The sequence below is a fragment of the Synechococcus sp. R50.1 genome (assembly GCF_047462115.1).
In the GTDB taxonomy this organism is placed as follows: Bacteria; Cyanobacteriota; Cyanobacteriia; order Thermostichales; family Thermostichaceae; genus Thermostichus.
On the sequence record NZ_JANSIN010000019.1, the window covers coordinates 1 to 24316 of the forward strand.

Annotated in this window: 31 protein-coding genes, 1 pseudogene and 1 riboswitch; of the genes and pseudogenes, 6 read left to right on the forward strand and 26 right to left on the reverse strand. The window is 59.4% G+C overall.

Annotated features, from left to right (window positions below; translation table 11 throughout):
- Window positions 1–72 precede the first annotated feature (72 nt).
- From NW870_RS06560 to rplC, 23 genes and pseudogenes are all read right to left on the reverse strand, one after another.
- On the reverse strand, window positions 73–717 hold the full coding sequence (locus tag NW870_RS06560; RefSeq protein WP_414374542.1) for an alpha/beta fold hydrolase: 645 nt from the start codon (window positions 715–717) through the stop codon (window positions 73–75).
- 23 nt (window positions 718–740) lie between these two features.
- Window positions 741–965 carry a translation initiation factor IF-1 gene (infA, locus tag NW870_RS06565; protein ID WP_011434173.1) on the reverse strand — a complete coding sequence of 75 codons (225 nt, stop codon included), beginning with the start codon at window positions 963–965 and terminating at the stop codon, window positions 741–743.
- A 130-nt stretch (window positions 966–1095) separates the two neighbouring features.
- Window positions 1096–1869, reverse strand: coding sequence for a type I methionyl aminopeptidase (map, locus tag NW870_RS06570; protein WP_011434172.1), 774 nt, complete (start codon window positions 1867–1869; stop codon window positions 1096–1098).
- A 38-nt stretch (window positions 1870–1907) separates the two neighbouring features.
- On the reverse strand, window positions 1908–2489 hold the full coding sequence (locus NW870_RS06575) for an adenylate kinase (protein WP_414328926.1): 582 nt from the start codon (window positions 2487–2489) through the stop codon (window positions 1908–1910).
- A complete protein-coding gene (gene secY / locus NW870_RS06580) occupies window positions 2489–3787 on the reverse strand; it encodes a preprotein translocase subunit SecY (protein ID WP_011434170.1) in 1299 nt (432 codons plus the stop codon). Before secY ends, NW870_RS06575 begins: the two co-directional genes overlap by 1 nt.
- 152 nt (window positions 3788–3939) lie before the next feature.
- Entirely contained in the window at window positions 3940–4392 is a 453-nt protein-coding gene (gene rplO / locus NW870_RS06585; RefSeq protein ID WP_414374543.1) for a 50S ribosomal protein L15, read from the reverse strand.
- 38 nt (window positions 4393–4430) lie between these two features.
- Entirely contained in the window at window positions 4431–4967 is a 537-nt protein-coding gene (gene rpsE / locus NW870_RS06590) for a 30S ribosomal protein S5 (RefSeq protein ID WP_414344276.1), read from the reverse strand.
- Window positions 4968–4985: 18 nt separating this feature from the next.
- Window positions 4986–5354, reverse strand: a complete 369-nt coding sequence (gene rplR / locus NW870_RS06595) for a 50S ribosomal protein L18 (protein WP_414349593.1) — start codon at window positions 5352–5354, stop codon at window positions 4986–4988.
- 31 nt (window positions 5355–5385) lie between these two features.
- Window positions 5386–5931, reverse strand: coding sequence for a 50S ribosomal protein L6 (gene rplF / locus NW870_RS06600; protein WP_414355944.1), 546 nt, complete (start codon window positions 5929–5931; stop codon window positions 5386–5388).
- A 33-nt stretch (window positions 5932–5964) separates the two neighbouring features.
- On the reverse strand, window positions 5965–6375 hold the full coding sequence (gene rpsH, locus NW870_RS06605; RefSeq protein WP_011434165.1) for a 30S ribosomal protein S8: 411 nt from the start codon (window positions 6373–6375) through the stop codon (window positions 5965–5967).
- Window positions 6376–6434: 59 nt separating this feature from the next.
- On the reverse strand, window positions 6435–6977 hold the full coding sequence (gene rplE / locus NW870_RS06610; protein ID WP_414355946.1) for a 50S ribosomal protein L5: 543 nt from the start codon (window positions 6975–6977) through the stop codon (window positions 6435–6437).
- 68 nt (window positions 6978–7045) lie between these two features.
- Window positions 7046–7444 (reverse strand): 50S ribosomal protein L24, encoded by a 399-nt coding sequence (gene rplX / locus NW870_RS06615; RefSeq protein WP_011434163.1) that lies wholly within the window; start codon window positions 7442–7444, stop codon window positions 7046–7048.
- The gene (rplN, locus tag NW870_RS06620; RefSeq protein WP_011434162.1) at window positions 7444–7812 is read right to left on the reverse strand and encodes a 50S ribosomal protein L14; all 369 of its coding nucleotides are present in this window, start codon (window positions 7810–7812) and stop codon (window positions 7444–7446) included. The genes rplX and rplN overlap by 1 nt, the downstream gene beginning before the upstream one ends.
- On the reverse strand, window positions 7809–8060 hold the full coding sequence (rpsQ, locus tag NW870_RS06625; protein ID WP_011434161.1) for a 30S ribosomal protein S17: 252 nt from the start codon (window positions 8058–8060) through the stop codon (window positions 7809–7811). Before rpsQ ends, rplN begins: the two co-directional genes overlap by 4 nt.
- A complete protein-coding gene (gene rpmC, locus NW870_RS06630; protein WP_011434160.1) occupies window positions 8060–8281 on the reverse strand; it encodes a 50S ribosomal protein L29 in 222 nt (73 codons plus the stop codon). The genes rpsQ and rpmC overlap by 1 nt, the downstream gene beginning before the upstream one ends.
- Window positions 8282–8294: 13 nt before the next feature.
- Entirely contained in the window at window positions 8295–8762 is a 468-nt protein-coding gene (rplP, locus tag NW870_RS06635; RefSeq protein WP_011434159.1) for a 50S ribosomal protein L16, read from the reverse strand.
- A gap of 58 nt (window positions 8763–8820) precedes the next feature.
- Window positions 8821–9570, reverse strand: a complete 750-nt coding sequence (gene rpsC / locus NW870_RS06640; RefSeq protein ID WP_414355948.1) for a 30S ribosomal protein S3 — start codon at window positions 9568–9570, stop codon at window positions 8821–8823.
- 36 nt (window positions 9571–9606) lie between these two features.
- Window positions 9607–9978 carry a 50S ribosomal protein L22 gene (gene rplV / locus NW870_RS06645; protein WP_414355949.1) on the reverse strand — a complete coding sequence of 124 codons (372 nt, stop codon included), beginning with the start codon at window positions 9976–9978 and terminating at the stop codon, window positions 9607–9609.
- Between the two features lie 44 nt (window positions 9979–10022).
- Window positions 10023–10304 (reverse strand): 30S ribosomal protein S19, encoded by a 282-nt coding sequence (gene rpsS / locus NW870_RS06650; RefSeq protein ID WP_414331934.1) that lies wholly within the window; start codon window positions 10302–10304, stop codon window positions 10023–10025.
- 66 nt (window positions 10305–10370) lie between these two features.
- On the reverse strand, window positions 10371–11255 hold the full coding sequence (rplB, locus tag NW870_RS06655; RefSeq protein WP_414374544.1) for a 50S ribosomal protein L2: 885 nt from the start codon (window positions 11253–11255) through the stop codon (window positions 10371–10373).
- A gap of 49 nt (window positions 11256–11304) precedes the next feature.
- Entirely contained in the window at window positions 11305–11604 is a 300-nt protein-coding gene (locus NW870_RS06660) for a 50S ribosomal protein L23 (RefSeq protein ID WP_414330452.1), read from the reverse strand.
- 316 nt (window positions 11605–11920) lie between these two features.
- Window positions 11921–12547: pseudogene (gene rplD / locus NW870_RS06665) on the reverse strand (50S ribosomal protein L4); the annotation flags it as partial.
- A 57-nt stretch (window positions 12548–12604) separates the two neighbouring features.
- A complete protein-coding gene (gene rplC, locus NW870_RS06670) occupies window positions 12605–13249 on the reverse strand; it encodes a 50S ribosomal protein L3 (RefSeq protein ID WP_414344285.1) in 645 nt (214 codons plus the stop codon).
- A gap of 466 nt (window positions 13250–13715) precedes the next feature.
- On the opposite strand from rplC, the gene NW870_RS06675 reads away from it, so the two are divergent.
- The 4 genes from NW870_RS06675 to NW870_RS06690 all read left to right on the forward strand — a co-directional run bounded on the left by NW870_RS06675 (window position 13716) and on the right by NW870_RS06690 (window position 18420).
- Window positions 13716–15746, forward strand: a complete 2031-nt coding sequence (locus NW870_RS06675; RefSeq protein ID WP_414355952.1) for a hypothetical protein — start codon at window positions 13716–13718, stop codon at window positions 15744–15746.
- Window positions 15747–15814: 68 nt separating this feature from the next.
- The gene (locus NW870_RS06680) at window positions 15815–17164 is read left to right on the forward strand and encodes a methyltransferase domain-containing protein (protein ID WP_414355954.1); all 1350 of its coding nucleotides are present in this window, start codon (window positions 15815–15817) and stop codon (window positions 17162–17164) included.
- Window positions 17165–17333: 169 nt separating this feature from the next.
- Complete coding sequence (locus NW870_RS06685) at window positions 17334–17870, forward strand: hypothetical protein (protein WP_414355955.1); 537 nt, start codon at window positions 17334–17336, stop codon at window positions 17868–17870.
- Between the two features lie 34 nt (window positions 17871–17904).
- Complete coding sequence (locus NW870_RS06690; protein WP_414374546.1) at window positions 17905–18420, forward strand: MogA/MoaB family molybdenum cofactor biosynthesis protein; 516 nt, start codon at window positions 17905–17907, stop codon at window positions 18418–18420.
- A gap of 28 nt (window positions 18421–18448) precedes the next feature.
- Here NW870_RS06690 and metK read toward each other — a convergent pair whose 3' ends face one another.
- Both metK and NW870_RS06700 read right to left on the reverse strand, forming a co-directional pair.
- Window positions 18449–19708: a methionine adenosyltransferase gene (metK, locus tag NW870_RS06695; RefSeq protein ID WP_414349600.1), complete on the reverse strand. Its 1260-nt coding sequence runs from the start codon at window positions 19706–19708 to the stop codon at window positions 18449–18451.
- A gap of 298 nt (window positions 19709–20006) precedes the next feature.
- Window positions 20007–20118, reverse strand: a riboswitch (SAM riboswitch).
- Between the two features lie 66 nt (window positions 20119–20184).
- The gene (locus NW870_RS06700) at window positions 20185–20553 is read right to left on the reverse strand and encodes a hypothetical protein (protein WP_011434147.1); all 369 of its coding nucleotides are present in this window, start codon (window positions 20551–20553) and stop codon (window positions 20185–20187) included.
- A 159-nt stretch (window positions 20554–20712) separates the two neighbouring features.
- On the opposite strand from NW870_RS06700, the gene cobO reads away from it, so the two are divergent.
- Window positions 20713–21447 carry a cob(I)yrinic acid a,c-diamide adenosyltransferase gene (cobO, locus tag NW870_RS06705; RefSeq protein WP_414374548.1) on the forward strand — a complete coding sequence of 245 codons (735 nt, stop codon included), beginning with the start codon at window positions 20713–20715 and terminating at the stop codon, window positions 21445–21447.
- A 16-nt stretch (window positions 21448–21463) separates the two neighbouring features.
- The gene (locus NW870_RS06710; RefSeq protein ID WP_414374549.1) at window positions 21464–22867 is read left to right on the forward strand and encodes a cobyrinate a,c-diamide synthase; all 1404 of its coding nucleotides are present in this window, start codon (window positions 21464–21466) and stop codon (window positions 22865–22867) included.
- Here NW870_RS06710 and NW870_RS06715 read toward each other — a convergent pair.
- Window positions 22864–24111, reverse strand: a complete 1248-nt coding sequence (locus NW870_RS06715) for a URC4/urg3 family protein (RefSeq protein ID WP_414374550.1) — start codon at window positions 24109–24111, stop codon at window positions 22864–22866. The two genes, NW870_RS06710 and NW870_RS06715, sit on opposite strands and share 4 nt — an antisense overlap.
- Between the last annotated feature and the right edge of the window lie 205 nt (window positions 24112–24316).

Here is a 24316-nt window from a genome sequence, read left to right on the forward strand (position 1 = left end):
GTTTGGAAACAAACAGAATGCTATCGCTGCATAGTTGAACAGTGATGTTCAGCAGTGTTCAGCGTAAATGTATCAGAACAAGCTCTGCTCTGTAAACAAGCGTACACTCCAGGGGGCGGTGATGCCGTTGTAGAAAGCCAACCCCAAAACGGGCAGGCTGAGAAATCCATAGGCAATCTGGGCCAAAGGGATCCCGAGGGCATCGGGGATGAGGCTGTTGTCTCCCAGAGGGGCGATGAGCAGCAGCTTCTGCCAATGGTGGGGCTGTAGGCGGGCCGAGCGCAGCACAAACCCTGCCGAGAGGGAATTGGCAATGACGTGACACGGTCGCCCGATCACCTGCTGGACAAAATCCCCGATCATCTCGGCATAGAGGCTGCCGGTGTACTTCAAATCTGGACGTTCTGAGTTGCCCCACCCCAACAAATCCAGAGCATAGACTTGATGGTGCTGCCCCAGCTCCGCCATAATGGCACGAAACTCATAGCTGGAGGAGCCTGCCCCAATGCCGTGCACCAGCAACAACGGCTGGCCGGATCCCATGACCTTGTAAAACAGGCGATGACCCCGCCAGAAGTGATGCCTTTCCTCTCCCGGCAGCAGGCTCTGCAGAGGCTGAGTTTGGGAAGAGATCCAAGCGTTGAAAACGGCTAGAGCACCCAACCCGCCGACAGTAGTCCAGAGCCCGATCTTGAGAACTTGGCTCAGCTCTTTCATCCTCAGCAGCCCAGCTAGGGAACCTACTTTTTCTTAAGGCGGTAGGTGATGCGCCCTTTGTTGAGGTCATAGGGGCTCAGCTCCACCTTGACCCGGTCGCCGGGCAAGATCTTGATGTAGTTGCGGCGAATTTTGCCGGAGATATGAGCGAGCACGTTGAAGCCGTTGTCCAGATCCACTCGGAACATGGCGTTGGGCAGGGATTCGGTAACGACCCCCTCCATTTCAATGGCATCTTCCTTAGACAATGAACCCTCCCAAAAACGACATAACAAACAACAGAACAACCCACAGCCGCGACGACACGCGCTGTTAAGAAATGAAAATATACTCCATCTCTTCCATCCTAACCGTTGCAGTCCTTCATCAGGGGATCCCTTAGGACTGAAAAGGCGTGCGATCGGTCAAAATTTCTGCTCCAGACTCGGTAACCAAGACCGTGTGCTCAAACTGAGCCGACCAAGAGCCATCCACCGTGACCACCGTCCACTGGTCTGGCAACACTCGGGTTGCCTCTCCCCCCGCATTCACCATCGGCTCAATGGCCACCGTCATGCCGGAGCGCAGCTTGGGATTGGGCAGATCGCGGGTGCGATAGTTGGGAAATTGCGGCTCTTCGTGCAGATTGCGCCCCACCCCGTGACCAACATACTGCTTCACCACAGAATAGCCCCGCCCCTCGATGTAATCTTCAATGGCACCCGAGACATCCTGAAGCCAAACGCCGTGGCGCACACAGTCGATGCCCGTCTGCAGGGCTTTGGCCGCAGTATCGATCAGATCCCGAGCTGCGTCGCTCAGGGGTTCCAGGCCGATGGTGATACAGGAATCCGCATGCCAGCCCTCGACGATGGCGCCAAAATCCACCTTAACCACATCTCCCGGCTGCACCACTTTGCGGGGACTGGGGATCCCGTGCACCACCTCATGGTTGACACTGACACAGACGCAGGCGGGAAAGCCGTAGTAGCCCTTGAAACTGGGCAAAGCATTGAGTTGGGCCACCCGTCTCTCGGCATAGGCATCGATATCTGCCGTGGTCCAGCCCGGCTCCAGGCGCTCCGCGATCTCCTGCAATACTTGGGCCACCACCCGACCGGCCCGCCGCATTTTCTCCACTTCGCGGCGAGATTTGATCTCTATGAGCTGCATGCCCCGCCGCTGGGGGGAATTTCCAGCTCCTGCTCTGATCACGCCGTCCTCCTGAAGCCTTCCAGAAGAGCCTGCAGATGTTCCTGTACGGATTCCACCGGCTGGTTGCCGTTGACCCGTTGCAAGCGCCCCTTGGCCTCATAAAAATCAATTAGGGGAGCCGTCTGCTGCCGATAGACCTCCAGACGCTTGAGAATCACCGACCGATCCGCATCATCGCTGCGCCCCTGTTCCTTGCCCCGGGCCAGCAGCCGGGCCACCACCACCTCATCCGGCACCTCCAAGTTGAGGACGTAGTCATAATCTTGGCCCAGCTCTTGCAGCAGCTCTTCCAAGGCCTCTGCCTGGGCTAAGGTGCGAGGAAATCCATCTAGGATCCAGCCCTGCTCTGGAGACTGCTGCAACTGCCCCTTCACCATTCCGATCAGCACCTCGTCGGGCACCAGCTCTCCCGCATCCATGTAAACCTTGGCCTGGCACCCCAGGGGCGTTTGGGCTTTCACCTCGGCCCGCAACAGATCGCCTGTGGAAATTTTGGGCGTGTGGTAAATGGCCGCCAGCCGCTCCGCCTGTGTACCTTTGCCCGCCCCCGGCGGCCCCAGAAAGATCAACCTCGGCACTACTGTTTGACCATCCCTTCGTAGCGTTGTGAGATGACATAAGTCTGGATCTGCTTGGAGGTCTCGATCGCCACCCCCACCAAAATCAGTAGCGAGGTCGCCCCCAAACCTTGGAAAGTGGTGATGCCGGTTGCCCGTTCCACCGTCGTCGGGATGATGGCCACCGCGCACAGGAACAAAGCCCCCAGCAGCGTCAGGCGGTTGAGGATCCCTTCGACATACTCGGCAGTGGCCTTGCCCGGGCGTACCCCTGGAATGCTGGCCCCCATCTTCTTCAAGTTTTGAGCCAGATCCACCGGGTTGATGAGCAAAGAGGCGTAGAAGTAGCTGAAGAAGAGGATCAGCACGAAATAAAAAGGAATGTAGAACCAGGAGGTGGGGGATAGGAAGTTGGCCACTTGCACCAAAGTCAGGTTTTGGGTGTACTGGGCCAGGGCCAGAGGCAGGGACATCACCGAGTAGGCAAAGATGATCGGCATCACCCCCCCTTGGTTTAGCCTCAGGGGCAGATAGCTTTTCTGCTCGCGGAACAGCTTGTTGCCCACCTGGCGCTTGGCGTAGACGATAGGGATCTTGCGGCTGCCTTCTTGGACAAAGACAATGCCGACAATGGTGACCAAAAAGATTGCCAGCAACAGCAAGATGCCACCGATGGTGCTGCTATCGGCACGGGCCAGGCTAATAGTCTGTCCGAGGGCACGGGGCAGAGTGGCAACAATGTTGACGAAGATCAAGAGCGAAGGGCCACTTCCCACCCCTTTCTCCGTGATCATCTCTCCCAGCCACATCACAAACAGGGATCCCGCCGCCAGAGCCAGGGTGGTGGATGCCATGAAGGCCAACTCATTGGTGGTACTGGCAAACTCCCGCACCCAAAAGGAAATGCCAATGCCCTGGATGATGGCCCAAACCAAGGTGACATAGCGGGTGTACTGAGAAATCTGCCGCCGCCCCTGTTCTCCCTCGTTTTTCTGCAGGTTCTCCAAGGCTGGAATGGCCGAGACCAGCAACTGCATGATAATTGAGGCATTGATGAAGGGCAGGATCCCAAGGGCGAAAATTCCCAAAGCAGAAATCCCCCCGCCGGAGAAGACATCCAGCAAGCCAAACACAGGGCTGTTGGCAGCTTCGGCAGCAAAGCGGGCCCGATCGATACTGGGAATGGGGATGTAAATGCCCAGTCTGACCAACAGCAGCAAGCCCAAGGTGAGAAACAGACGGCTGCGCAGGCCAGAGGCCATAGCCATCTGCATAAAGGTCTCTTGGGCAGAGGGGGCGGAACCTCGTGTGTCAACCATAGGGAAGAGAATCTCGCGGGAGCAAAGGGCAAGGTTAGCTATCTACCACTCTACGCTGCTGGTGGAGCAGTCGGCAAAATCAAAGCAAAATCAAAAAAGTGCAACTCAGCGCCACCCGGCAGAAGCCGGCCAGAGCAGCGGGAAGGGGCGGTCTAGGATCCCAAAATCTCCACCCGACCTCCGGCTGCCTCGACCTTGACTTTGGCTGAAGCAGTAATGGCCGCCGCCCTGATCGTCAGGGGCACGCTGACTTCCCCATCCCCCAAGATCTTCAGCGGGCCATCGTTGGTGGTGACGATCCCTCGTTCCATTAAGCTTTCCAGGCTGACCTCGCTGCCGGCAGGCAGATCCGCCAAGGCGCGCAGGTTAACCAGGGTGTATTCCAGACGCCGCGTGTAGCGGGGGAAATGCTTAAGCTTGGGTAAACGCCGGTAGAGGGGAGTCTGCCCCCCTTCAAAGCCGGGTCGTGTACCACCCCCCTTGCGGGCCTTTTGCCCCCGCATCCCCTTGCCACAGGAGGCCCCCTGCCCGGCAGAAACGCCACGACCTAGCCGCCGCCGCCGCCGCGTCGAACCTGCTTGAGGCCGAATGTCTTCCAGTCGCATGTCTACCTCTAGCTCACTTGCTCAATATCACCTGTCCATCACTTGCCCAATAGGCGGCGCACATCGATGTCTCGGTCTTGGGCCACCTGCTTAAAGGTACGCATCCGCCGCAGCGCATCGATGGTAGCACGGGCATTGTTGAGGGGGTTGCTGGATCCCAGTTGCTTGGCCAAGCTGTTGCGTACACCCGCCAGCTCCAGAACGGTGCGGACTGCCCCCCCTGCGATGACGCCTGTGCCGGGAGCTGCTGGCATGACCAAGACGGTGGCACCGCCGCCTGCCCCCTGCATGGGATGGGGTACGGACAAACCTTTGGTGAGGGGCACCTCAATCAGGTGTTTTTTACCGTCCACAACTCCCTTGCGCACTGCTCCGATCACATCGTTGGCTTTGCCCACGCCAACCCCGACTTGGCCCCGCTCGTTGCCGACCACCACCACAGCGCGGAAGCTCAACTTCTTGCCGCCCTTGACCACCTTGGTGACGCGCCGAATCTGGATGACCCGCTCTTGCCACTCCGTGGGCTGCTCTTCGCGGCTTTTCTTGCTTCTGCGACGTTCCCTCTGCTCAGCCATGTGCTATGTCCTCAGTAGCTAGAACTGTAACCCTGCTTCTCGGGCAGCTTCTGCCAAAGCCTGAACGCGCCCGTGATAGAGCTTGCCCCCCCGATCGAAAACCACGCGGGAAATGCCCATCTGTAAGGCTCGTTCAGCAACTGAGCGGCCCACCAAGGCAGCCGCTTCTTGAGTGGCTGTCCCGGTTTCTTTGAATTTTTCGCGCAGCTCCGTGTCCAAGGTGGAGGCGGAGGTTAAGGTATGCTGGGCTACATCGTCGATCACCTGGGCGTAGATGTGTCGATGGGAGCGAAACACGGCCAGGCGAGGCCGCTCGGCAGTGCCAAAGACCTTGCGGCGAATGCGTCGATGACGACGTTGGGTGGTGATTTTGCGGCTGGTTTTCATAGGACTCCGTCCCGCTTTCGCAATGGGCTATTTACTTCTTCGCTTTCCCGGATTTACCCGCCTTGCGGCGAACTTGTTCCCCTAGATAACGGATCCCTTTCCCCTTGTAGGGCTCTGGGGGCCGGACGGCTCGGATACGGGCGGCAGTATTGCCCACCAGTTCTTTATCTGTGCCTGAGACAACAATGATGTTGTTTCCCTCAACGGCAATTTGGATGCCAGGGGGAAAGGGGATCTCCACAGGATGGCTGTAGCCAACGTTCAAAACCAACTTGCTGCCTTGGATGGCAGCCCGGTAGCCCACGCCCACCAATTCCAGCCGCCGCTCAAATCCCTTGGATACTCCGTCTACCATGTTGGCGACCAAGGTGCGGCAGAGGCCGTGCAGTTGGCGGGCAGGCCGAGAATCGTTGAGACGGCTGACTGTGAGCGTCTGAGCGTTTTGCTGGACTGTGATCAAGGGCGGTAAACTGCGGGACAGTTGACCTTTCGGGCCTTTCACTGCAATGTGTTGGCCGTCGATCTGGATCTCCACCTTGGCAGGAAGGGCGATGGGGCGTCTACCAATACGGGACATGGGAAAAACTCCTGACCAGAGAAAACTTAATGTCTAGTAGACAAGGCAGAGGACTTCGCCGCCAATGCCCTGCTTACGAGCCTCCCGGTCGGTCATAATGCCGTTGGAGGTGGAGATGATGGCAATTCCAATTCCTCCCAGCACTCGGGGCAGCTCTTTGTGGTTGCGGTAAACCCGCAGACCCGGTCGGCTCACCCGCTTTAGACCATTGATGATGGGCCTGCAGTTGCGGCCTTTGCCTTTGTACTTCAATCGCAACACCACCCGGGCTTGGATCCCTTCTCCCTCCTCTTTCCATTCGCTGACAAACCCTTCCTCATGAAGAACGCGAGCGATGCTGCGGGTCATGCGTGTGGCCGGAACTGCCACCGACTCGTGCCGAGCCATGGTGGCATTGCGAATGCGGGTGAGCATATCGGCGATCGTGTCGTTGGTGTGGGCCATCGGTGGGTCAGTGCTCCTCGGAAGATCGATGCAGATCAAGAAAAGTCAGGGTGGGCAACCTAGGAGGCAAAGGGCATGCCAAACGCTTTGAGCAGGGCACGGCCCTCTTCGTCGGTTTTAGCAGTGGTCACAATGGAGATATCCATACCTCGCAACTGATCTACAGAGTCATAGTTGATTTCGGGAAAAATCAGTTGTTCGCGGATGCCCAGGGTGTAGTTGCCTCGTCCATCAAAGGCTTTGGGGCTGACGCCGCGGAAGTCACGGATACGGGGCAGAGCAATGTTGATCAGGCGATCCAAAAACGCATACATGCGCTCCCGTCGCAGGGTCACCATCAGGCCGACAGGCATGCCCTTGCGAATCTTGAAGCTGGCAATTGCCTTCTTGGCGCGGGTGATCACGGGCCGCTGGCCAGTGATGGCGCTGATCTCGGCAATGGAAGATTCCAGAGCCTTGGCATTTTGGGAAGCTTCCCCCAAGCCGCGGTTGATGACGATCTTCTCCAGGCGGGGCACCTGGTGGATGTTGGTGTAGCCCAACTCCTTTTGCAGCTTGGGGACGATGACGGTGTTGTAGAGGATTTGCAGACGTTGGGGCATGGTGGCTTCTCCTTGCGGCTCTGGGCTGGGTCAGAGCCAAACCAATGATGGAAAAAAGAATGTAATGCCTAGTCGAGGATCTCGCCTGTTTTCTTAAGGACGCGGACTTTGCGACCATCGGCGGTGATTTGATAGCCGATGCGGCTGGCCACTTCCTGCTTCTTGGAATAGGCCATCACTTTGCAGACGGGAATGGGGGCTTCCTTGGTCTCAATCCGGCCACTTTCCCCTTCTCGCTGAGGTTTGCGGTGGTAGGTAACAATGTTAACCCCTTCCACCAAAACCATGTTGCGTTCGGGAAAGACCCGCAGCACCTCGCCGATTTTGCCCTTATCATCGCCGGAGATCACCTGCACGGTATCCCCTTGCTTGATACGCATTTTGTAGCGCAGGCTGTTGCGGTGCTTGCGAATGCCCGGTCGCCGAACTAAGCGCCGAATTTGGCTGGGTTTGAGGGGGCGAACCATCAGAGTACCTCCGGGGCAAGGGAGATGATCTTGGTGAAGTTTTTCTCCCGCAGCTCACGGGCTACAGGGCCGAAAACGCGAGTTCCACGGGGGTTGCCGTCGTTGTTGATGATCACGGCGGCGTTGTCGTCGAAGCGGATGCACATGCCGTCAGGGCGACGTACCGTATCGACGGTGCGGATAACAACGGCCTTGACAACATCGGATTTTTTGACGGGCATGTTGGGCAGGGCATCCTTGACGACACCAATGATCACATCGCCCAAGCTGGCGTAGCGACGGCCACTGCTGCCCAGCACGCGAATGCACATCATCTTGCGAGCACCGGTGTTGTCGGCCACCGTCAGCATAGTTTGCTGCTGAATCATAGTTTCTTCACCTCCCTCAGGATTTCGGCAACTTGCCAACGCTTGGTGCGGCTAAGGGGACGGGTTTCCGTGATGCGCACCAGATCCCCTTCTTGACAGCGGTTTTCCTCGTCGTGGGCCTTAAACTTCTTGGTCTTGACGACGATCTTGCCGTACTTCGGGTGAGCAACTCGATTTTCCACAGCAACAACCACCGTTTTTTGCATCTTGTTGCTGACAACAATGCCAATCTTCTCCCGAACAGCCATTACTCCTCCTTGGTTGGGCGTTTGCCCCGCTTACGCTCTCCCTCCACAGTTAGTAGTTGCGCCAGCTTGTGTTTGCGCAGCCGGATGAGATGGGGCTGGTTCAACTGCCGCGTGGCCTGCTGCAAACGCAGCTCAAACAGCTCTTTCTTGACGGCGTAGATTTCGTTGCTCAGCTCTTCGTCCGATAAAGCACGGGCATCAGCAATTTTGGGCATGGGCATGGCTGAACTCTCCTCATACACTGCTGGTGGCCACCTCTGAAGCCGTTGCCTGGGCGGGCTCTGGCTTTTCAAAGTCGGCTTTGGTTACAAACTTGACCTTAATGGGCAGCTTCTGGGCGGCAAGGCGCATGGCCTCGCGGGCGATGGGCTCTGCCACTCCCCCCATTTCGAAGAGGATACGGCCTGGCTTGACGACACAAACCCAGTACTCAGGGTTGCCTTTGCCGGATCCCATGCGGGTTTCCGCGGCTCGCTGAGTAACGGGCTTGTCAGGAAAGATGCGAATCCAGATTTGGCCACCCCGCCGAACATAGCGGGTCATGGCCCGACGGCTGGCTTCGATCTGTCGAGCTGTAATCCAGGCGGGTTCTAGGGCCACAAGGCCGTATTCCCCAAAGTTGATGCGGTTGCCACGGGTCGCTTTGCCTTTCATGCGCCCGCGCTGCTGCTTGCGGTATTTGGTGCGTTTGGGGCTTAACATGGCCGTTCCTCAATCATGGGTAACTGATGGGGATCCCTGGGCATTGCCAAACCGGCGGTCAAGCCTCTGCTTGAGCCGAGCGATCTTCAAAGGTGGGCCGCCGCCGCTGCTGCCGACGTTTGGGCTGTTGCAGGGGAAACTTTTGTTCGTGACGTTCCTGCCCGGGCAGAACTTCCCCTTTGAAGACCCAAACTTTGACTCCGATGATGCCGAAGGTGGTATGGGCGAGGTGCTCGGCGTAGTCGATGTCGGCCCGCAAGGTGTGCAAAGGGATCCGCCCCTCCCGCGTCCATTCGGTGCGGGCGATCTCGGCCCCGTTGAGACGACCGGCAATTTGGATTTTGATCCCTTGTACGCCTGCCCGCTGGGCCCGTTGGATTACCTGGCGCACGATGCGGCGAAAAGCAATCCGCCGTTCCAACTGTTGGGCGATATTTTCCGCCAGCAAGGTCGCTTCGGCGTCGGCACGGGTGACCTCTACTACATTGATGCGAATGGTTCGTTCGCCGCCACCTCGTGAACTCAGCTCTTTTTGCAGACCTTGGCGCAAAGTCTCTAGGCCGGATCCGCCCCGACCCACGACCACCCCAGGGCGAGCAGCGCGGATCTCTAGGTCAATTTGATCTGCTTTGCGTTCAATTTGGATATCGGCCAAGCCAGCACTGCTCAATTGCTGGGTCAGGTAGGTGCGAATCTGATCATCCTCCTGTAACAGGGCTGGATAGCGGGCCGGATCGGCAAACCAGCGGCTGCGATGTTCTTTAATCACGCCGAGGCGGAAACCGGTGGGGTGGATCTTCTGTCCCATGGTGGTTAAGGGGTAGAGGTCTGGGAATACGGAAGGTTAGGAAGCTGTCACCACTTCAGCTCCTATGGGCCGGACGGCGATGGTGATGTGGCAGGTGCGCTTGCGAATGGGGTAGGCCCGCCCTTGGGCGCGGGGGCGAAACCGTTTCAGCACAGGACCCTGATCGGCGTAGGCTTGGCTGATCACCAGATCCCGGGGATCCAGGCCGTTGTTGTGCTCTGCGTTGGCCACCGCTGATCGCAGCACCTTACGAACCGGCTCACAGGCAGCGTAGGGCATGAACTCCAGCAGGATGAGGGCATCGGCATAGGTGCGCCCGCGGATCTGATCCAGCACCCGCCGCACTTTGAAGGGGGACATGCGGATGTAGCGGGCTACCGCTTTAACCTCAGGGGATGAATCAGCCATGGCGCTCTCCCTCCTGCTCAATACTGTCCTACTCGTTGTTTATCTCAACGGCGGGCGGCTTTTTTGTCGCTACCCGCGTGACCGCGGAAGGTACGGGTGGGAACGAATTCCCCCAGCTTGTGACCCACCATCTGATCGGTGATGTAGATGGGCACGTGTTGCTTGCCGTTGTGAACGGCGATGGTGTGGCCGATCATGACCGGCAAGATGGTGCTGGCCCGCGACCAGGTCTTGATCATGTGCTTCTCGTTGCGCTCGTTCATCTTCTCCACCTTGAGAAGCAGCTTGGCATCCACAAAGGGGCCTTTTTTCAGCGAACGTCCCATAAGAACCTCAACCGTTTGATAAGCAATTCACTGTCGAAAAAGCTTCGGGGAGCGAATGGCCAGCGGCTACTGAGCAGCCCTTCCGCCCTTGTCCCGGCGGCCTCCGCGACGGCGACCGCGCACGATGAATTTGTTGCTGGGCTTGTTGCGTTTGCGGGTCTTGTACCCCAGGGTGGGCTTGCCCCAAGGGGTGACAGGGGTACTGCGGCCTATGGGGGCTCGCCCTTCCCCGCCGCCATGGGGATGATCCACAGGGTTCATCACCGAGCCACGCACCTTGGGACGGCGCCCCAACCAACGGCTACGACCCGCCTTGCCCAGGCTGATGTTGTTGTGGTCAACGTTGCCCAGTTGGCCGATGGTGGCGTAGCACTCGCCGCGGATCATGCGGACTTCGCCGGAGGGCAGCTTGAGGGAGACATATTTGCCTTCTCTGGCCACCACTTGAGCGCCAGCCCCGGCGGCGCGAACGATCTGCCCGCCGCGACCGGGATACAGCTCCACATTGTGAACCACCGTTCCCAAGGGGATCCGCTCCAGGGGCATGGCATTGCCGATCTCAAAGGGGGCCTCTGGCCCGGCCATGATGGTGGCTCCCACCTGTAGGTTGCGGGGAGCGAGGATGTAGCGTTTCTCGCCGTCTTCGTATTCCACCAGGCAGATGTGGGCGCTACGGTTGGGATCGTACTCCACAGTTTTGACGGTCGCCGGGATCCCCCGCTTGTCGCGACGGAAGTCGATGATGCGGTAAAGCCGCTTGTGGCCACCACCGCGGTGCCGGCAGGTGATGACGCCACGGTTGTTGCGCCCTTTCTTGCGGTGAATAAATTGCAGCAGCGACTTTTCCGGTCTGGGCCGCTTGCCGTTCTCGTCACGGGACAGCTCCTCGAAGTCAGAGACCGTCATGTGACGGGTGCTGGGGGTGTAGGGTCGGAGAGTACGAATGCCCATGGCTCAGGTAGGGGTGGGGGACGGGACAACAACAGCTCAAAAGGGGCGTTCAGGTGTCCGGGAAGAGGGTGATGGAATCTCCCTCCGCCAAGGTCACGATGGCTCGCTTGGGACGGGTGCGGTAGCCCACAAAGCGGCCCACCCGCCGTTGCTTGCGCGGGAGCTTCAGGGTGTTGACGGAAGTAACTCGCACGCGGAACATTTCTTCGACGGCAGCTCGGATGAGCGGCTTGGTGGCGGTGGGCAGCACTTCAAAGACATATTTGCGCTGCTCCATCAAGGCGGTTGCCTTTTCGGTGATGACGGGGCGCAACAGGACGTCGGCCAGGATCCGCTTGCTCTCAGTCATCGCTTTCCTCCTCTGCTGGGGCTGCTTCGGCCTCTTCTACCGTTGACGGCTCTGCTCCTTGAGCCAGTTCTTCTGCTGGATCTTGGGGCTCTTCGGTTTGCTCTTCTGGCCCCTGCGGATCTGCTGGACGTCCTTGGAGGGCAGCTTGGTTTTCCTGGGCCTCAGGTTGGGCTGGGGTTTGCTCTGCTTCCTCGTGTTCGCTTTCTGGAACGGCCTGATCTTCCGGCCCATCTCCGGGCAGGGCCTGATCTTCGGCTATGTCGGCCTGAGGTGCATCCTCAGAGGGAGTCTCCAGAACTGCCGGCGCAGCGTCGGATCCCCAACGGGCCTTGAGCTGCTCTAGGGCAGAAACGGTGATCAGCACCCAATCGACGTTGAGCAGATCGAAAACGTTGATCTGATCCAGGCCGATCAGCTTAACGCGGGCGATGTTGCGCACGGCCCGCTCTACGGCTTCCGAGCGTTCGGCAACGATGAGCAGAGCCGATTGATCTTCCATCACCCCCCAGCGCAGCAAAGCCTGGGCCACAGCACGGGTTTTGGGCGGGTTGAGCTGCTCCTGGAAATCCTCCACGACGATCAGGTCTTCCACCCGACTTTGCAGAGCGGTGCGCAGGGCCAGTTGCCGTTCTTTGCGGTTCATGGCCAGGTTGTATTCCCGCTTGCGGGGGCCGAAGATCACCCCCCCTTTGCGCCAAAGTGGGGAGCGGATGGAGCCGGCACGGGCCCGACCGGTGCCTTTCTGCTTCCAAGGCTTGCGACCGCCGCCGCGCACCTCAGCTCGGGTCTTGGTGTGGGCGTTGCCCTGACGAGCATTGGTCATCTGCCGGCGCAGTGCCAGATAGAGGATGTGGGCGGCTGTTTCGGGACGAGCAACTTTAAGGCTCAGCTCCGCGCTGCCCACCGTTTCCCCTTGCCAATTTTTCACCACACAACTTGCCATGGTTCCCTCGTCTTTGCGGATGCCGGTCAACCTTGTTTTCACCCAGGGATCCCTCCCCTAACGCTTGTTGCCCACCTGCTTGGCAGGGGTGATCTCCAGCAGCCCTCCTTCTACGCCGGGCACGCAGCCCTTAATCACCAACAGATCCCGCTCCGGATCCACCTGCACCAACTGCAATTTGCGGGTGGTGACTCGGCCACCTCCCAGCCGCCCTGCCATGCGCATCCCCGGAAACACGCGGCCTGGGGTTGTGCCGGCGCCAATGGAACCCGGTCGGCGGTGGTTTTTGGAGCCGTGGGACATGGGGCCACGACCGAAGTGGTGGCGCTTTTGATAGCCGGCAAACCCTCGCCCGATGGAGGTACCTGCCACATCCACCAACTGGCCGGGGGAAAACATCTCGACGGTAATTTTCTGCCCCAATTGGTAAGCTTCCGGCTGATCAACGCGAAACTCTCGCAGGTGGCGCAGCAGCTCTGTCACCCCTGCTTTGCTGAGGTGGCCCCGCTGCGCCCGCGTGAGATGCTTTTCAGTGGTGGGCAAGTAGCCCAACTGAATGGCGTTGTAGCCGTCTGTGGCCTGGGTTTTGATCTGGGTCACGGTGCAAGGCCCCGCCTGTACGACGGTAACCGGAATGGCCAGCCCCTCTGGTGAGAAGATCTGGGTCATGCCGACTTTTCTTCCAAGGATGCCAAGTGCCACAAGAACCTCCAATCGAGCCTGCACGACTCGCTTTCATCAATTCAGAGCCGACTCACTCCGACAATCAGCCGACCTTTCGCGAAGCGGGCTGTAGGCCAATGGCTCAGTCAGCCGGATGGATAGACATACAGCAACAGCGTGGCAGCAGAAAGCTCAGAACAAGGCTGAGTCTGCCAACTCAGGCGAAAAAGCGAGGCAGGGAGAATCAGGGATCCCTGTCCCCAGAGCCTAAGATCAGCATCGGCAACGCTGATCCTCTCGCCTAGTTCACCCCAAAGTTACACGCCAAACTGCTTTTGCTAAGAGCTGCTCAGACTTGCCTGCAAAGAGGCAGTATCTGGGGTAGCAGCGCACCAGGTCGCCAAAGCGGATGGGCTTAGTTGGCAACGGAAAACGATCATAATGAAGCGAAGGCCCGTTTGTCCAGACTTTTGCCGAGAAAATGGGCTGGTTGGGGAGGCCAGCAATGGCGAGAGCAGCTCAGGCGGAAGAAAAGAGCCATTGGCGGGGGAAGCCATCTCCCTTCAAAAGTGTGATGGGCTGGGCAGGCAGTGGGCTGACCCAGGCTTGTGTGGATCACTATCGAAGTTTGTTGCAGGCGGGATCCGATCCGGGCCGGGTCTTGTTTTTGGTGCGGAGTCAACGGCAAGCGGATGAGGTGTTGTGGCGCTTGCAGCAGTCCAGTTCGGGCTTGGTGGGGCCGTGGCGGATCGAGACGTTCTTGCAGCGGGTTGGGCGCTCTCTGGCCGATCATTGGCCGCAGGTGTGTGCCCGCCTTCCTCAGTTGCCTCCTCAGTTTGAGCCGATCCCCTTGGCCAAAGATCTCACTCAATTTCTCTGCGAACGAGCCTGCGCTTTGTGCCCTCGGCATGGGGAAGCCTTTGCCGGGGTCGGGCTCAAGGAGTTCCAGATCTGGGATCAGATCAGCAGTGCTGCTTATATTGCGGGGGCTTCGGGTTTGCCGGCAGAGGTGGTGGGATCCCGGCTGGCCCGGGCTTGGCCCGAGGAGGCAGATCCGCGGCGGGCAGAGGCTTTGCAGGCAATGGGCTGCTGTGTGGGTCGGCTGTGGGAGGCAGCGCTTCGGTTGGGATCCCTGGATTTTGGCCTGCAAATTCGGCTGTTTGGCGAGCACATCCTGCCGCTGGCGGAGTTTTGGCAAGAGTGGGATCACCTGATTGTGGATCAGGCGGAAGACAGTTGTGCCGTGGCGCTGGAGTTTTACCGGCAGGGGCAATCCCATCTGCAAAGTCAATTTTTCAGCTACACCCTTGGTGGTGGGGTTTCCTTGACCGGGATCCCGGAAGCTGTGGCCGACTTCTTGATGGAAAAAACGCAGGTTCAGTTTCTGGAGGGGAGCCATCGCGCTTCAGCAGGCATGATCCGCTTGGGGGTGCAGATTGCGCGGGTGCTGGATCCCCCGTTTTCTCATCCGCTGCCTGAGCCGAAGGGGGGGGAGCTGCCGCTGGTGCAAACCCTGGAGGAAGAGACCCAGTTTGCGGCAGTAGAGGCGATGGTTGCCCAAATTCGCCGGCTTTTGGGGGCCGGGATCCCGGCCCATCGCATCGCTGTTTTGCTGCCCCGTATGGATGCGGGGGTGAGCCTGAGCTTGCAGGAGCAGTTGTCGGAAGTGCCGGTTTTGCCGATTGCCCCCTTCCCGGCCTTGATCCGCTATCCTTTGGTGCGGGCGGTGCTGACGGCAGCAGAATTGGCTCACCCTGAGTGGGGCGCTTTTCCTACTTTGCCGGCTTGGCGGCTGATGTTGAGCTGGGTGCTGGGGCTGGATCCCATCCGGGCGGCTCTGTTGGCCGAAGATACCTGGGATCCGGTGGGGCGTTCTCTGCGTCCCCGAACAGCAGTACGGCAGCCGGAGCGGGTGGGGTTTGCCAACCTGGAGCGCTACCAGCGACTGTTCGATTGGCTGCGCGGCTATCGTCCCGGCCCTTCATTGGCCGCTTTCTTCCAGCAGTTTTTTGCCGATCACTTGGCCTCGGTGATTGCTTCCCCTCAGGATCAAGAGCTGCTGCGCGTATTGATGGAAGCGGCACAACGGTTTCGTCAGGCCTTCCCTGCCGAAGGGGATCCCGCCTTTTTGGCCATGATCCGCTCGGGACAAACCCCCAGCAGCAGCCGCTTCGAACCCGATTATTCCCGCTACTTGGTAGTTGCAACTCCGGTGGCCTATATCAATCGGGGTTTGGAGGCCGATTACCAATTTTGGTTTGATATCACCAGCCCCAGTTGGTCCCGCTCTTTGTGGCATGTGCTCTACAATAGCCGTGTGCTGACGCCGGAGTGGGACGGGGAGGTTTTCGATGCAGGGCGGGATTTACAGGCGCGTCAACGCATTTTGGCCCGCACGCTGTTGAACCTCTGTTGCCGCACTCAGAAGGGGCTGTGGTTGGTGCGCTCCAATTTTAACTACCGCGGCGAGGAGAACACCAGCATTTTGGACTACCTGATTTTGAAGGGCCTGAAAGCCATGGCAGCCGTCGGCTGAGAGAGGCCCTATCCTGAAAGGGTGCTGGCAACTCAGGCCCCCAAGAAATCGGGGGATGCACCGCAGGAATGGTCAAAGGCAAAGGTTTTGGAAAAGCGGCGCAGCCGTCCCTCTCAAAACAGATCCGTCAGGCGGCAGTCCATTTCCGGCAAGGTGACTGGGCCCGTTGTCGGCAAATTTGTGAGCAGCTCCTCTCGGGTGCCGGCTCAGCTCCTGTTGGGACTGCCCAGCGGGGATCCCATTCGAATGCCGCCGACCTGTCTGATCCCGAAGCAGCCATCGCCTGGGTTCAGGCCCACGCTCTGTTGGGACAAATCGAGGAAGGAGCCGGTCGCTACCCCGCCGCCATGCTGCACTACCAGCAGGCCATTGTGAGCTGTCCACCTGCTGCGCCGGCCAGCTTAGCCGCTGAGGTTCATGCGCTGCTGGGGAGGGTGTTGCGGCAGATGGGGGAGAAAAAGCAGGCGCAATTGTTGTTTGAGCAAGCCCTGAACCGGGATCCGCAACTGCTGATGGCACGGGTGGGGTTGGCCGATCTGCTGCAGATGCGGGGAGAATTCGTGGCGGCGGTGGCCCACTACTTGCAGGCTTGGCAGGGATCCCAGCAGGAAGCGGATATCCCCTATCAAATCGGCATGTGCTTCTGGAAGCAGGGACAACCAGAGGCGGCCAGTCCCTGGTTTCGGCGGGCGCTCTCCTTGCAGCCTGAACACAGCGATGCCCGCTACATGCTGGCCATTCTGGGGGAGCTGCCCCTGCCCGACAGAACGCCTCCGGCTTGGGTCAGCCGCCTGTTCGACGAATATGCACCTCGGTTCGAGCAGCATTTGTTGGAGAAGTTGAACTACCAGGGACCAGAGGCTTTGCGGCAAGGGATCCTGGCGGTGGCAGCAGCGCAGGGATCGCCTCCTCAGTTTGAGCGGGCGCTGGACTTGGGCTGTGGTACGGGCTTGGCAGGAGCCCAGGTGCGCCCCTATGTCAAGCAGTTGTGGGGCGTGGATCTCTCTGCCCGCATGCTGGAAATCGCCCAACACAAGGGCATTTACGACCACCTGGTTCAGGGGGACTTGCTGGAGCTGCTGCACCAGACCTCAGAACGCTACGACTTGATCCTGGCGGCAGATGTGTTCATCTACCTGGGGGATCTGGCCCAGGTCTTTCCTGCCTGCGCTCGGGTGTTGAATGCCGGCGGGCTTTTGGCCTTTACCGTCGAGGTGGGATCCGCCCCCGGCTACGAGCTGGGATCCACGACGGGGCGCTTTGCCCACTCCCCATCTTACGTGCTGCAGCAGGCAGAACAAGCAGGGTTGGATCCCGTCTACCACCAAAACTTCACCCTAAGACGAGAGGGGGAAGCCGACGTACCTGGAGCCGTGTGGTGTTTGCGCCGTTCGCGTCAGCGGTGCGGAGCCCATTGAGGGAGAACACGACCTTCCCGAGCTTTCCCTTCATAGGAGCTTCACAGAAAGCCAGTTGAGGTATTCTTGAGCGAGAGTTTCCTCAGGGATCCCGGAAAGAGGAGCCTGATTTCTCGTCAGTCCCTCTGGGTTAGCTTGGGGTTAAGTTTCATTGGGCCAGGGTGGTTTGATGGATCCTGCCACCTTTCTGGAGCACTATGGGTTTGAACTGGAAGGTCAACCCGGCCAGGTTTGGGTGGAGCGCTGGGATCAGTCGTTCCCGGCCCGTTGGATCCCGGTGGCTTTGCTGGAAGCCCTCTACCAGGGGCGGTACAAGGCCACCTCTGTGGAGCAGCTTCTCCGCCTTTGGCAGCGTCGCGGCTCTCCTCATCTTACCTTTCCCCCAGAAATCGGCCAGTTCCTTTGGCAGGAGCAGCAGGAGCTGATCCGCTCTTTGGCTTCGGCTGCCCTTGCCTGTTCTCCGTTGCCGCCGGTACCCCTCGCAGGATCCCTGTTTTCCCGAGAACCGGCCATATCTCTAAACTTGTTGTTGGAGCAGTTGCAGGAGCTTCCCCCCAAGCTGCGCCGCCTGCTCGCCCAGTCCCCTCGTGCCGGTGGGACAGAGTCCTCATCGTTCGCGACAGAGGTGCAGAGCACATTCCCGGAGATTCCGCAGATGGTCGTTGACCCGCCAACTCCTGCCGAGCCTCCTCAGGGACAGTCTTGATGGGTTTGCCACCTTTTCCTCAGGGATCCCCGCCATGACCTTTCCCCTTGATCGCGACAGCGGTGCAGAGCACATTGCCTCCTTGCCCTGTGGGGTGATCACCGTCAGCGACACACGCACCCCTGAAACCGACCACAGCGGCCAGTTCATCTGCACAGCCCTCCAGGAATCCGGCCACCGGGTGGAGAGGTATTGCATTCTCCGAGATGAACCGCAGCTCATTCGAGAGCAGGTTCAGGATTGGGCCGGATCCCTGCCGGTGATCCTGTTGAATGGCGGCACAGGCATCGCCCCCCGCGACACCACCTATGACGCCATTGAGGCTCTCTTAGAGAAAACCTTGCCCGGTTTTGGCGAGATCTTCCGTCAGCTCAGCTACGCCCAGGTCGGCAGTCGGGCCATCGCCTCTCGGGCCATCGCCGGGATCCACGGAAAGTGCTTGATCTTTTCCATGCCTGGCTCCCCAGCAGCCGTGCAACTGGCTATGCGCAGCCTGATCCTGCCGGAGCTACCCCACCTGGTTAAGCAACTGCACCAGGGCAAGCATTGAGGCAGCAGGCCGTCTTAGTGATCCCCTCTTAGGCCAAGAGGGCAGTCGCCTTGGCAAGAGCCTCCTCCCGCAGCAGAGCGGCTTTATCGGTGCGCTCCCAGGGCAGATCCAGGTGAGTTTGCCCGAAGTGACCATAGACCGCTACATTTTGGTAGAAGCGTCCCCCCCGTTGGCGGGGCAGCTCCCGCAGTTGGAACTGGGCCAAAATGGCTGCCGGCCTCAGATCGAAGTGGCGCTGCACCAGCCGCAACAGCTCTTCGTCGGGGATGCGCCCTGTGCCAAAGGTTTCCACCAAAATGTTGATGGGGCGGGCTACCCCAATGGCGTAGCTCACCTGCACTTCACATTTTTGCGCCAAGCCAGCTGCCACGATGTTCTTGGCCACGTAACGAGCCGCATAGGCAGCGCTGCGATCCACCTTGGTGGGATCCTTGCCGGAGAAGGCCCCGCCCCCATGGCGAGAATAGCCGCCGTAGGTATCGACGATGATCTTGCGTCCGGTCAGGCCCGCATCTCCCTGAGGGCCGCCGATGACAAACTTGCCGGTGGGATTGGTGAGGAAGCGGGTGTGGCTATCCGGCTTGATGGGCAGCTCGGCAAACACCGGCGTGACCACTGCCTCCCAGAGATCGGCGCGGATCCGCTCTTGCACCGCCGCCTCTTCCGTAATGGCGCCAATCGTGGGCGTGTGCTGGGTGGAGATGAGCAGGGTGTGAATGCCCACCGGGCGACCTTCCTCATAGGCCACAGTCACCTGCGTTTTGCCATCCGGGCGCAGATAGGGCAGGGTGCCGTTTTTGCGAACCGTGGCCAACTGGCGGCTGAGGCGGTGGGCCAAGCTAATGGGCAAGGGCATCAACTCGGGAGTTTCATCGCAGGCAAAGCCAAACATCAACCCCTGATCCCCGGCCCCGACCAAGTCGAATTGATCTTCCTGGGAGCCGCGACTTTCCAGGGCCACATTCACCCCTTGGGCAATATCGGGAGATTGCTCATCGAAAGCCACCAACACCGCGCAGCTTTCTGCACAAAACCCATTCTTGGCATCGGTATAGCCAATTTCGGCCACCTTGTCCCGCACCAGACGGGTGAAGTTGACCTGCGCTTGCGAGGTGATCTCCCCGGTCAACAAAACCAGGCCCGTATTGACCACCACCTCGGCGGCCACCCGACTGAGGGGATCCGCCGTCAAGAGGGCATCCACGATGGCATCGGAGATCTGATCGCAGATTTTGTCGGGGTGCCCCTCCGTCACCGACTCCGAGGAAAACAAAAACGACTTGGACAACGAACCTTCTCCTTAAAAGCTAGAACTGAGAACCTGAACAAAAAACAAGGCTCACCCGCTCGTTCATTATCCGTCGGAGAAAGAGCCAACCAGGGATCCCCAGGTGCTCCGCACCAGCCCCAACTCAGCCAGAGGAAAGGCCCAGCAACCAGCAAGCGTTCTGCACCGCTGACGCACCAGCACTGCCGCGAAGGCCTTGCCCCGCTGCCGCGACCAGAGCTATGGGAGCTGCTAAAGGATAAAGTTGCCAGAAAAGTCCCCCGCCAAAGAGGGCTATCCTCTAGAGAAAACTTTATTGCCTTTATCTTTCGGTTACTGACTAACCGCAGGAATTGGCACCGTAGCGGAGGCTTCCGCCGGGTTGCCGCAGCTTCATTGGGCCTGGTCCCTCAGTCTGCTCTGGATAAAGAACGGAACTTGTCCCTATAGTACCCCCAACCTCCGCCCATTTGTCAAAAAATAAGCTGTGGGCGGCTTCAGCCAAACAGACCCTGCCACCAGTCTGTCCCCTGAGCGGCTTTGAGAAAGAATGCGCCGGCCAAGCCCAGGGGGGAGAGAACGCCGAGAAAGCCAACTGTCCCCAATCCCCAAGCCAAGCGGTGCAGATGCTTTTTGTCGGCAGGATTTGGCGTCGTTTCGGCTGAGATGGCCAACAGGGATCCCAAGGCTGCCAATAGGGATCCCCCCAGACCTGCAAAGTAGCTGGGCGCTAGCCACGGTTGCAACTCGGCGGCAGATACGACTTGGATGCGTGGCAAGACTTGAAAACACCCTATTGCCAGCACTGCCCAGATGAAGCAGTACATTAGCAGGCTATCTCGGAAAGCAGCAGCCGGTTCTCTCATGATCCCAGCCAATGCAACCAGATGAGGGATTAGGATGGGGGCGGTCTGCTGTGGGGGAACTTGAGTTTGCCCTAACAGTCGCGTCAGCGGTGCAGTTCCCCTGCCGTAGGCACAGCACCTTCCCCTCAGCTTGTGTGGCGAATCTCAATTTTTATGATTATGGCCCAACCCGCCCTGTCTGGCTGGCCTGCACCGGCTTCGGGATCCCAGCCCCTGCCCCCCTCGACAACAGAACTTGAGGCTGCTTGCGATAGCTCACCGGGCACAGAGGCCGACCCAAACTGGCGGCATCGCCAAAGAATGCAAAAACGCCAGCAGATCCAGCGGCAGCGTCTGTCGGGCATGCGAGATGACAAGGGCCTGATCATCGTGCACACGGGGCAGGGCAAGGGCAAGACCACGGCTGCCTTTGGCATGATCTTCCGCGCCCTCGGCCAGGGATTGTCGGTGGGGGTGGTGCAATTTATCAAGGGGGCCTGGGATCCAGGAGAAGCCAAGCTATTGCGGAAATTGGCCGAGCATCCAGAGCTGGGCCTGGGGAAAATAGCTTTTTACGCCATGGGAGAGGGCTTTACCTGGGAAACCCAAGACCGGGAGCGAGACATCGCCCATGCACAGGCGGCCTGGGAAAAGGGGCGGGAGCTGTTCACCAGCGGGGAGTTTCAGTTGGTGCTTCTGGATGAGATCAATGTCGCCCTCAAGTTGGGATATCTCTCGCCGGACAGGGTGTTGGCCGGGCTAGCGGAGAAACCGGAGCGGGTTCACCTGATCTTGACGGGGCGGGGTGCGCCGGCAGCGTTGATCGACCGAGCCGATCTGGTGACGGAGATGACTTTGGTCAAGCATCCCTTCCGTGACCAGGGGATCAAGGCGCAAATCGGCATCGAGTTCTAACCCTTGGGCAGGAAAGATGGCCATTCTGCTGGCGGCGGCAGCAAGCGGCAGCGGCAAAACCACCATCACTCTGGCTCTGTTGGCCGCTCTGAGGCGACGGGGCCTGCGCATCCAACCTTTCAAGGTGGGGCCGGATTACATTGATCCTCTGTTTCACACGGCGGTGAGCGGGATCCCCTGTCGCACTTTGGATCCCTTCTTGACCGACGAGGACTTTGTGCAGCGCTGCTTTCGCCACCATTGCCAGGGCAAGGATGGAGCCATTGTGGAGGGGGTAATGGGCCTCTTCGATGGACGAGCGCCGGGATCCCTGCCCCTCCCCGAGGGCGGAACGGAGCCTTTTTTTGCCAGCAGCGCCCATGTGGCCCGCCTGCTCGGGATCCCTGTGGTGCTGGTGATCGATGGCAGCGGCATGGGAACGACGGTGGCCGCTTTGCTCTACGGCTTGAGCCGCTGGGATCCCCGCCTCTCCATTGCTGGGGTGATTTTCAACCGGGTGGCCTCGGAGCGGCATGGACAAATCTTGCAGCAGGCAGCGGCTGCAGCGGGGATCCCAGTCTTGGGCCAGTTTCCCCGGCGGGAGGATTTGCGGTTGCCCAGCCGACACCTGGGGTTGGTGCCTGTCTCAGAACTGGATCACTTCCCCCACTGGCAAGCTGCCTGGGCCGAGCTGGCCGAGCAACACGTCAATTGGGATAGCCTATTGCCCCTCATTCGGAGGCTTCCTCCAGCGGTAGGAGAGCTGTGGCCAGGGATCCCCCCTCTCACCGAAAGGACTCCGCCCCGCCGCTGCGAACAGGTACGGGTGGCGGTGGCCCAAGACCACGCCTTTAACTTCTACTACGCCGACAACTTGGATCTGTTGCGGGCCTGTGGAGCCGAGCTGCTGGAGTATTCCCCCCTCCAGGTGGGGCTATGGCCACCGGAGCCCTGCGACGGCGTGCTGCTGGGGGGAGGGTTCCCGGAATTGTTTGCAGCACCTCTATCTGAGAGAATTAACCAACAACCTCCCCCGCCCACCCACCCACCCCTCTACGCCGAGTGCGGCGGACTGATGGTGCTGGGCCAATCCCTTACCGATTTTCAGGGAAAGACCTACCCGATGGCCGGGCTGTTGCCCATCACAGTAGACATGGCCGACCGGCTGTGTTTGGGCTACCGCGAAGCTGCGGTTTTGCGCCCAACCCTGCTGGCCCCAGCCGGGGATCGCCTGCGCGGGCATGAATTTCACCGCTCCCGCAGCACCCCCATCTCCCCCAGCCCAATCTACAGCTGGGGATCCCCCGCCCAGCTTCAACAGGAAGGATGGGCCACCGAGCGCCTTCACGCTTCGTACCTGCATCTGCACTGGGGATCCCGTCCTGATTTGGCCCTGAGATTATTACAGAACTTCTTAAGAATCTCGAAAGGGGATCCCTAAAAAACCGTGCCATCGCTGAGCAGTTGGATGGGAGGAGAAGCATCTGGCCTGAGCTGGGCAGCGATTTGCCGCCCTGCCGTCCAGGTTCCCCCTTGCAGTATTTTCACCAGGGGCAACTCCTGGGCAGAGCAGCCAAGCCTTTCCCGGATTAAGGAGGCAACTTGATCCAGCAAAATCACCGTCAGGGCTCGCCACTCCACAATCACCGTCGAATCTGGAGGATACGGTTGCTGACCAATCTCCGGCTGCTTGAGCTGGATCACCCCCAAATCCACAAACAGCCCCCCGTTGCGATACTCCGCCAAACCCGTCAGCTCATCCAAACCCCCGATTGGGATCCCCTCCTGCTGCAACGGCTCCAGCAGGGAATAGGTCATCCATTGGGACAACTTGTGAAAAGGCACCCAATGGCTCCCCGACTCCGTTTGGGGCAGGTGGGGATAGGGCCAGACATCCCCCAGAGGGATCCCGGCCAGCGAGACTCGCCCAGGCCAAATGGAGCTAAACCCCCTCTGAACTGCCTGGAAGACCTGTGCTGCTTTGATCCCACGGCTGGGATCCTCGGGTTGGATTGCTTCCCACAACCGGCCTGGACGAGGAAGATTGTGACCAGATCCAAAGTAATGAGGTTGAGCCCGCAAAGTTTGTGCCAACCTTTGCAGCAGTTGCCAGCGCCCCTCCAGTCCCAGTAAAGGATTTTCCGGCCCCACCTGGAAAGCTGCTGCCAAATCCGCCAAGGTGATCCGCTCCAGGCCCGCCGCATCCACCTGCAGAGGCTGCTGGGGATCGCTGGAAAACCCACCTTGCCAGAACCAGTCGAAACTGGCCAAGGCCAAACCTTCGGAACGACCCACCACCATCTGACTTTCTGGATCCCAGTACTTCCAGGCAGAGCCTGCGCCTGCGTCCAGCAACACGCTGACGATGGCCAGATCCCACTTGCATCGCAGCCGCTCCAGCGGATCCATGTCTTTAAGTCGATTTTCCAAACGGGCTAGGCGCTCCCCGGATCCCACCTGAAAATGTTGCCAGCGGCTGTGGAAGGGAATTTCCCCGTTGGGATAATGGGCCCGCATTGTGGTGATCACATAGTCGGCTACGGATCCCAGCCGGTTCAGGTCGAGGCGAAAATGCTCTGATTCACCGGCCAAAACCCTTTCAAATAGCAACTGACAGCGATCCCGAATGGCTTGGGGACTCTGAAAATAAGCCACTCGTTTCTCCAGATCAACAGGTGTCAGCATCGAGCCGTTCCTTCTCAATTGTCCATGCCGAGAATTTTCTCAGCATAATCGGGCGGGAACCCACCTTGATCTGCATTCGTCTGCAAGCCTTGGCCCACTTGACACTCCCGCCGGTCTCTTGTCAAAAGACCGCGTCTTACTTCGCGATCGGTGAGACCCTTGCAAGAGAAAGCTTTGAGGCAACTGTCCTGATGACGCGAGCAGC

What these genes read in the sequence shown, in the direction of transcription:
- NW870_RS06560 (WP_414374542.1), bottom strand. Translation starts at nt 717, where the DNA reads ATGAAAGAGCTGAGCCAAGTTCTCAAGATCGGGCTCTGGACTACTGTC.
- map (WP_011434172.1), bottom strand. Translation starts at nt 1,869, where the DNA reads ATGCAGCTCATAGAGATCAAATCTCGCCGCGAAGTGGAGAAAATGCGG.
- secY (WP_011434170.1), bottom strand. Translation starts at nt 3,787, where the DNA reads ATGGTTGACACACGAGGTTCCGCCCCCTCTGCCCAAGAGACCTTTATG.
- rplO (WP_414374543.1), bottom strand. Translation starts at nt 4,392, where the DNA reads ATGCGACTGGAAGACATTCGGCCTCAAGCAGGTTCGACGCGGCGGCGG.
- rpsE (WP_414344276.1), bottom strand. Translation starts at nt 4,967, where the DNA reads ATGGCTGAGCAGAGGGAACGTCGCAGAAGCAAGAAAAGCCGCGAAGAG.
- rplR (WP_414349593.1), bottom strand. Translation starts at nt 5,354, where the DNA reads ATGAAAACCAGCCGCAAAATCACCACCCAACGTCGTCATCGACGCATT.
- rplF (WP_414355944.1), bottom strand. Translation starts at nt 5,931, where the DNA reads ATGTCCCGTATTGGTAGACGCCCCATCGCCCTTCCTGCCAAGGTGGAG.
- rpsH (WP_011434165.1), bottom strand. Translation starts at nt 6,375, where the DNA reads ATGGCCCACACCAACGACACGATCGCCGATATGCTCACCCGCATTCGC.
- rplE (WP_414355946.1), bottom strand. Translation starts at nt 6,977, where the DNA reads ATGCCCCAACGTCTGCAAATCCTCTACAACACCGTCATCGTCCCCAAG.
- rplX (WP_011434163.1), bottom strand. Translation starts at nt 7,444, where the DNA reads ATGGTTCGCCCCCTCAAACCCAGCCAAATTCGGCGCTTAGTTCGGCGA.
- rplN (WP_011434162.1), bottom strand. Translation starts at nt 7,812, where the DNA reads ATGATTCAGCAGCAAACTATGCTGACGGTGGCCGACAACACCGGTGCT.
- rpsQ (WP_011434161.1), bottom strand. Translation starts at nt 8,060, where the DNA reads ATGGCTGTTCGGGAGAAGATTGGCATTGTTGTCAGCAACAAGATGCAA.
- rpmC (WP_011434160.1), bottom strand. Translation starts at nt 8,281, where the DNA reads ATGCCCATGCCCAAAATTGCTGATGCCCGTGCTTTATCGGACGAAGAG.
- rplP (WP_011434159.1), bottom strand. Translation starts at nt 8,762, where the DNA reads ATGTTAAGCCCCAAACGCACCAAATACCGCAAGCAGCAGCGCGGGCGC.
- rpsC (WP_414355948.1), bottom strand. Translation starts at nt 9,570, where the DNA reads ATGGGACAGAAGATCCACCCCACCGGTTTCCGCCTCGGCGTGATTAAA.
- rplV (WP_414355949.1), bottom strand. Translation starts at nt 9,978, where the DNA reads ATGGCTGATTCATCCCCTGAGGTTAAAGCGGTAGCCCGCTACATCCGC.
- rpsS (WP_414331934.1), bottom strand. Translation starts at nt 10,304, where the DNA reads ATGGGACGTTCGCTGAAAAAAGGCCCCTTTGTGGATGCCAAGCTGCTT.
- rplB (WP_414374544.1), bottom strand. Translation starts at nt 11,255, where the DNA reads ATGGGCATTCGTACTCTCCGACCCTACACCCCCAGCACCCGTCACATG.
- NW870_RS06660 (WP_414330452.1), bottom strand. Translation starts at nt 11,604, where the DNA reads ATGACTGAGAGCAAGCGGATCCTGGCCGACGTCCTGTTGCGCCCCGTC.
- NW870_RS06675 (WP_414355952.1), top strand. Translation starts at nt 13,716, where the DNA reads ATGGCGAGAGCAGCTCAGGCGGAAGAAAAGAGCCATTGGCGGGGGAAG.
- NW870_RS06680 (WP_414355954.1), top strand. Translation starts at nt 15,815, where the DNA reads ATGGTCAAAGGCAAAGGTTTTGGAAAAGCGGCGCAGCCGTCCCTCTCA.
- NW870_RS06685 (WP_414355955.1), top strand. Translation starts at nt 17,334, where the DNA reads ATGGATCCTGCCACCTTTCTGGAGCACTATGGGTTTGAACTGGAAGGT.
- NW870_RS06690 (WP_414374546.1), top strand. Translation starts at nt 17,905, where the DNA reads ATGACCTTTCCCCTTGATCGCGACAGCGGTGCAGAGCACATTGCCTCC.
- NW870_RS06700 (WP_011434147.1), bottom strand. Translation starts at nt 20,553, where the DNA reads ATGAGAGAACCGGCTGCTGCTTTCCGAGATAGCCTGCTAATGTACTGC.
- cobO (WP_414374548.1), top strand. Translation starts at nt 20,713, where the DNA reads ATGGCCCAACCCGCCCTGTCTGGCTGGCCTGCACCGGCTTCGGGATCC.
- NW870_RS06710 (WP_414374549.1), top strand. Translation starts at nt 21,464, where the DNA reads ATGGCCATTCTGCTGGCGGCGGCAGCAAGCGGCAGCGGCAAAACCACC.
- NW870_RS06715 (WP_414374550.1), bottom strand. Translation starts at nt 24,111, where the DNA reads ATGCTGACACCTGTTGATCTGGAGAAACGAGTGGCTTATTTTCAGAGT.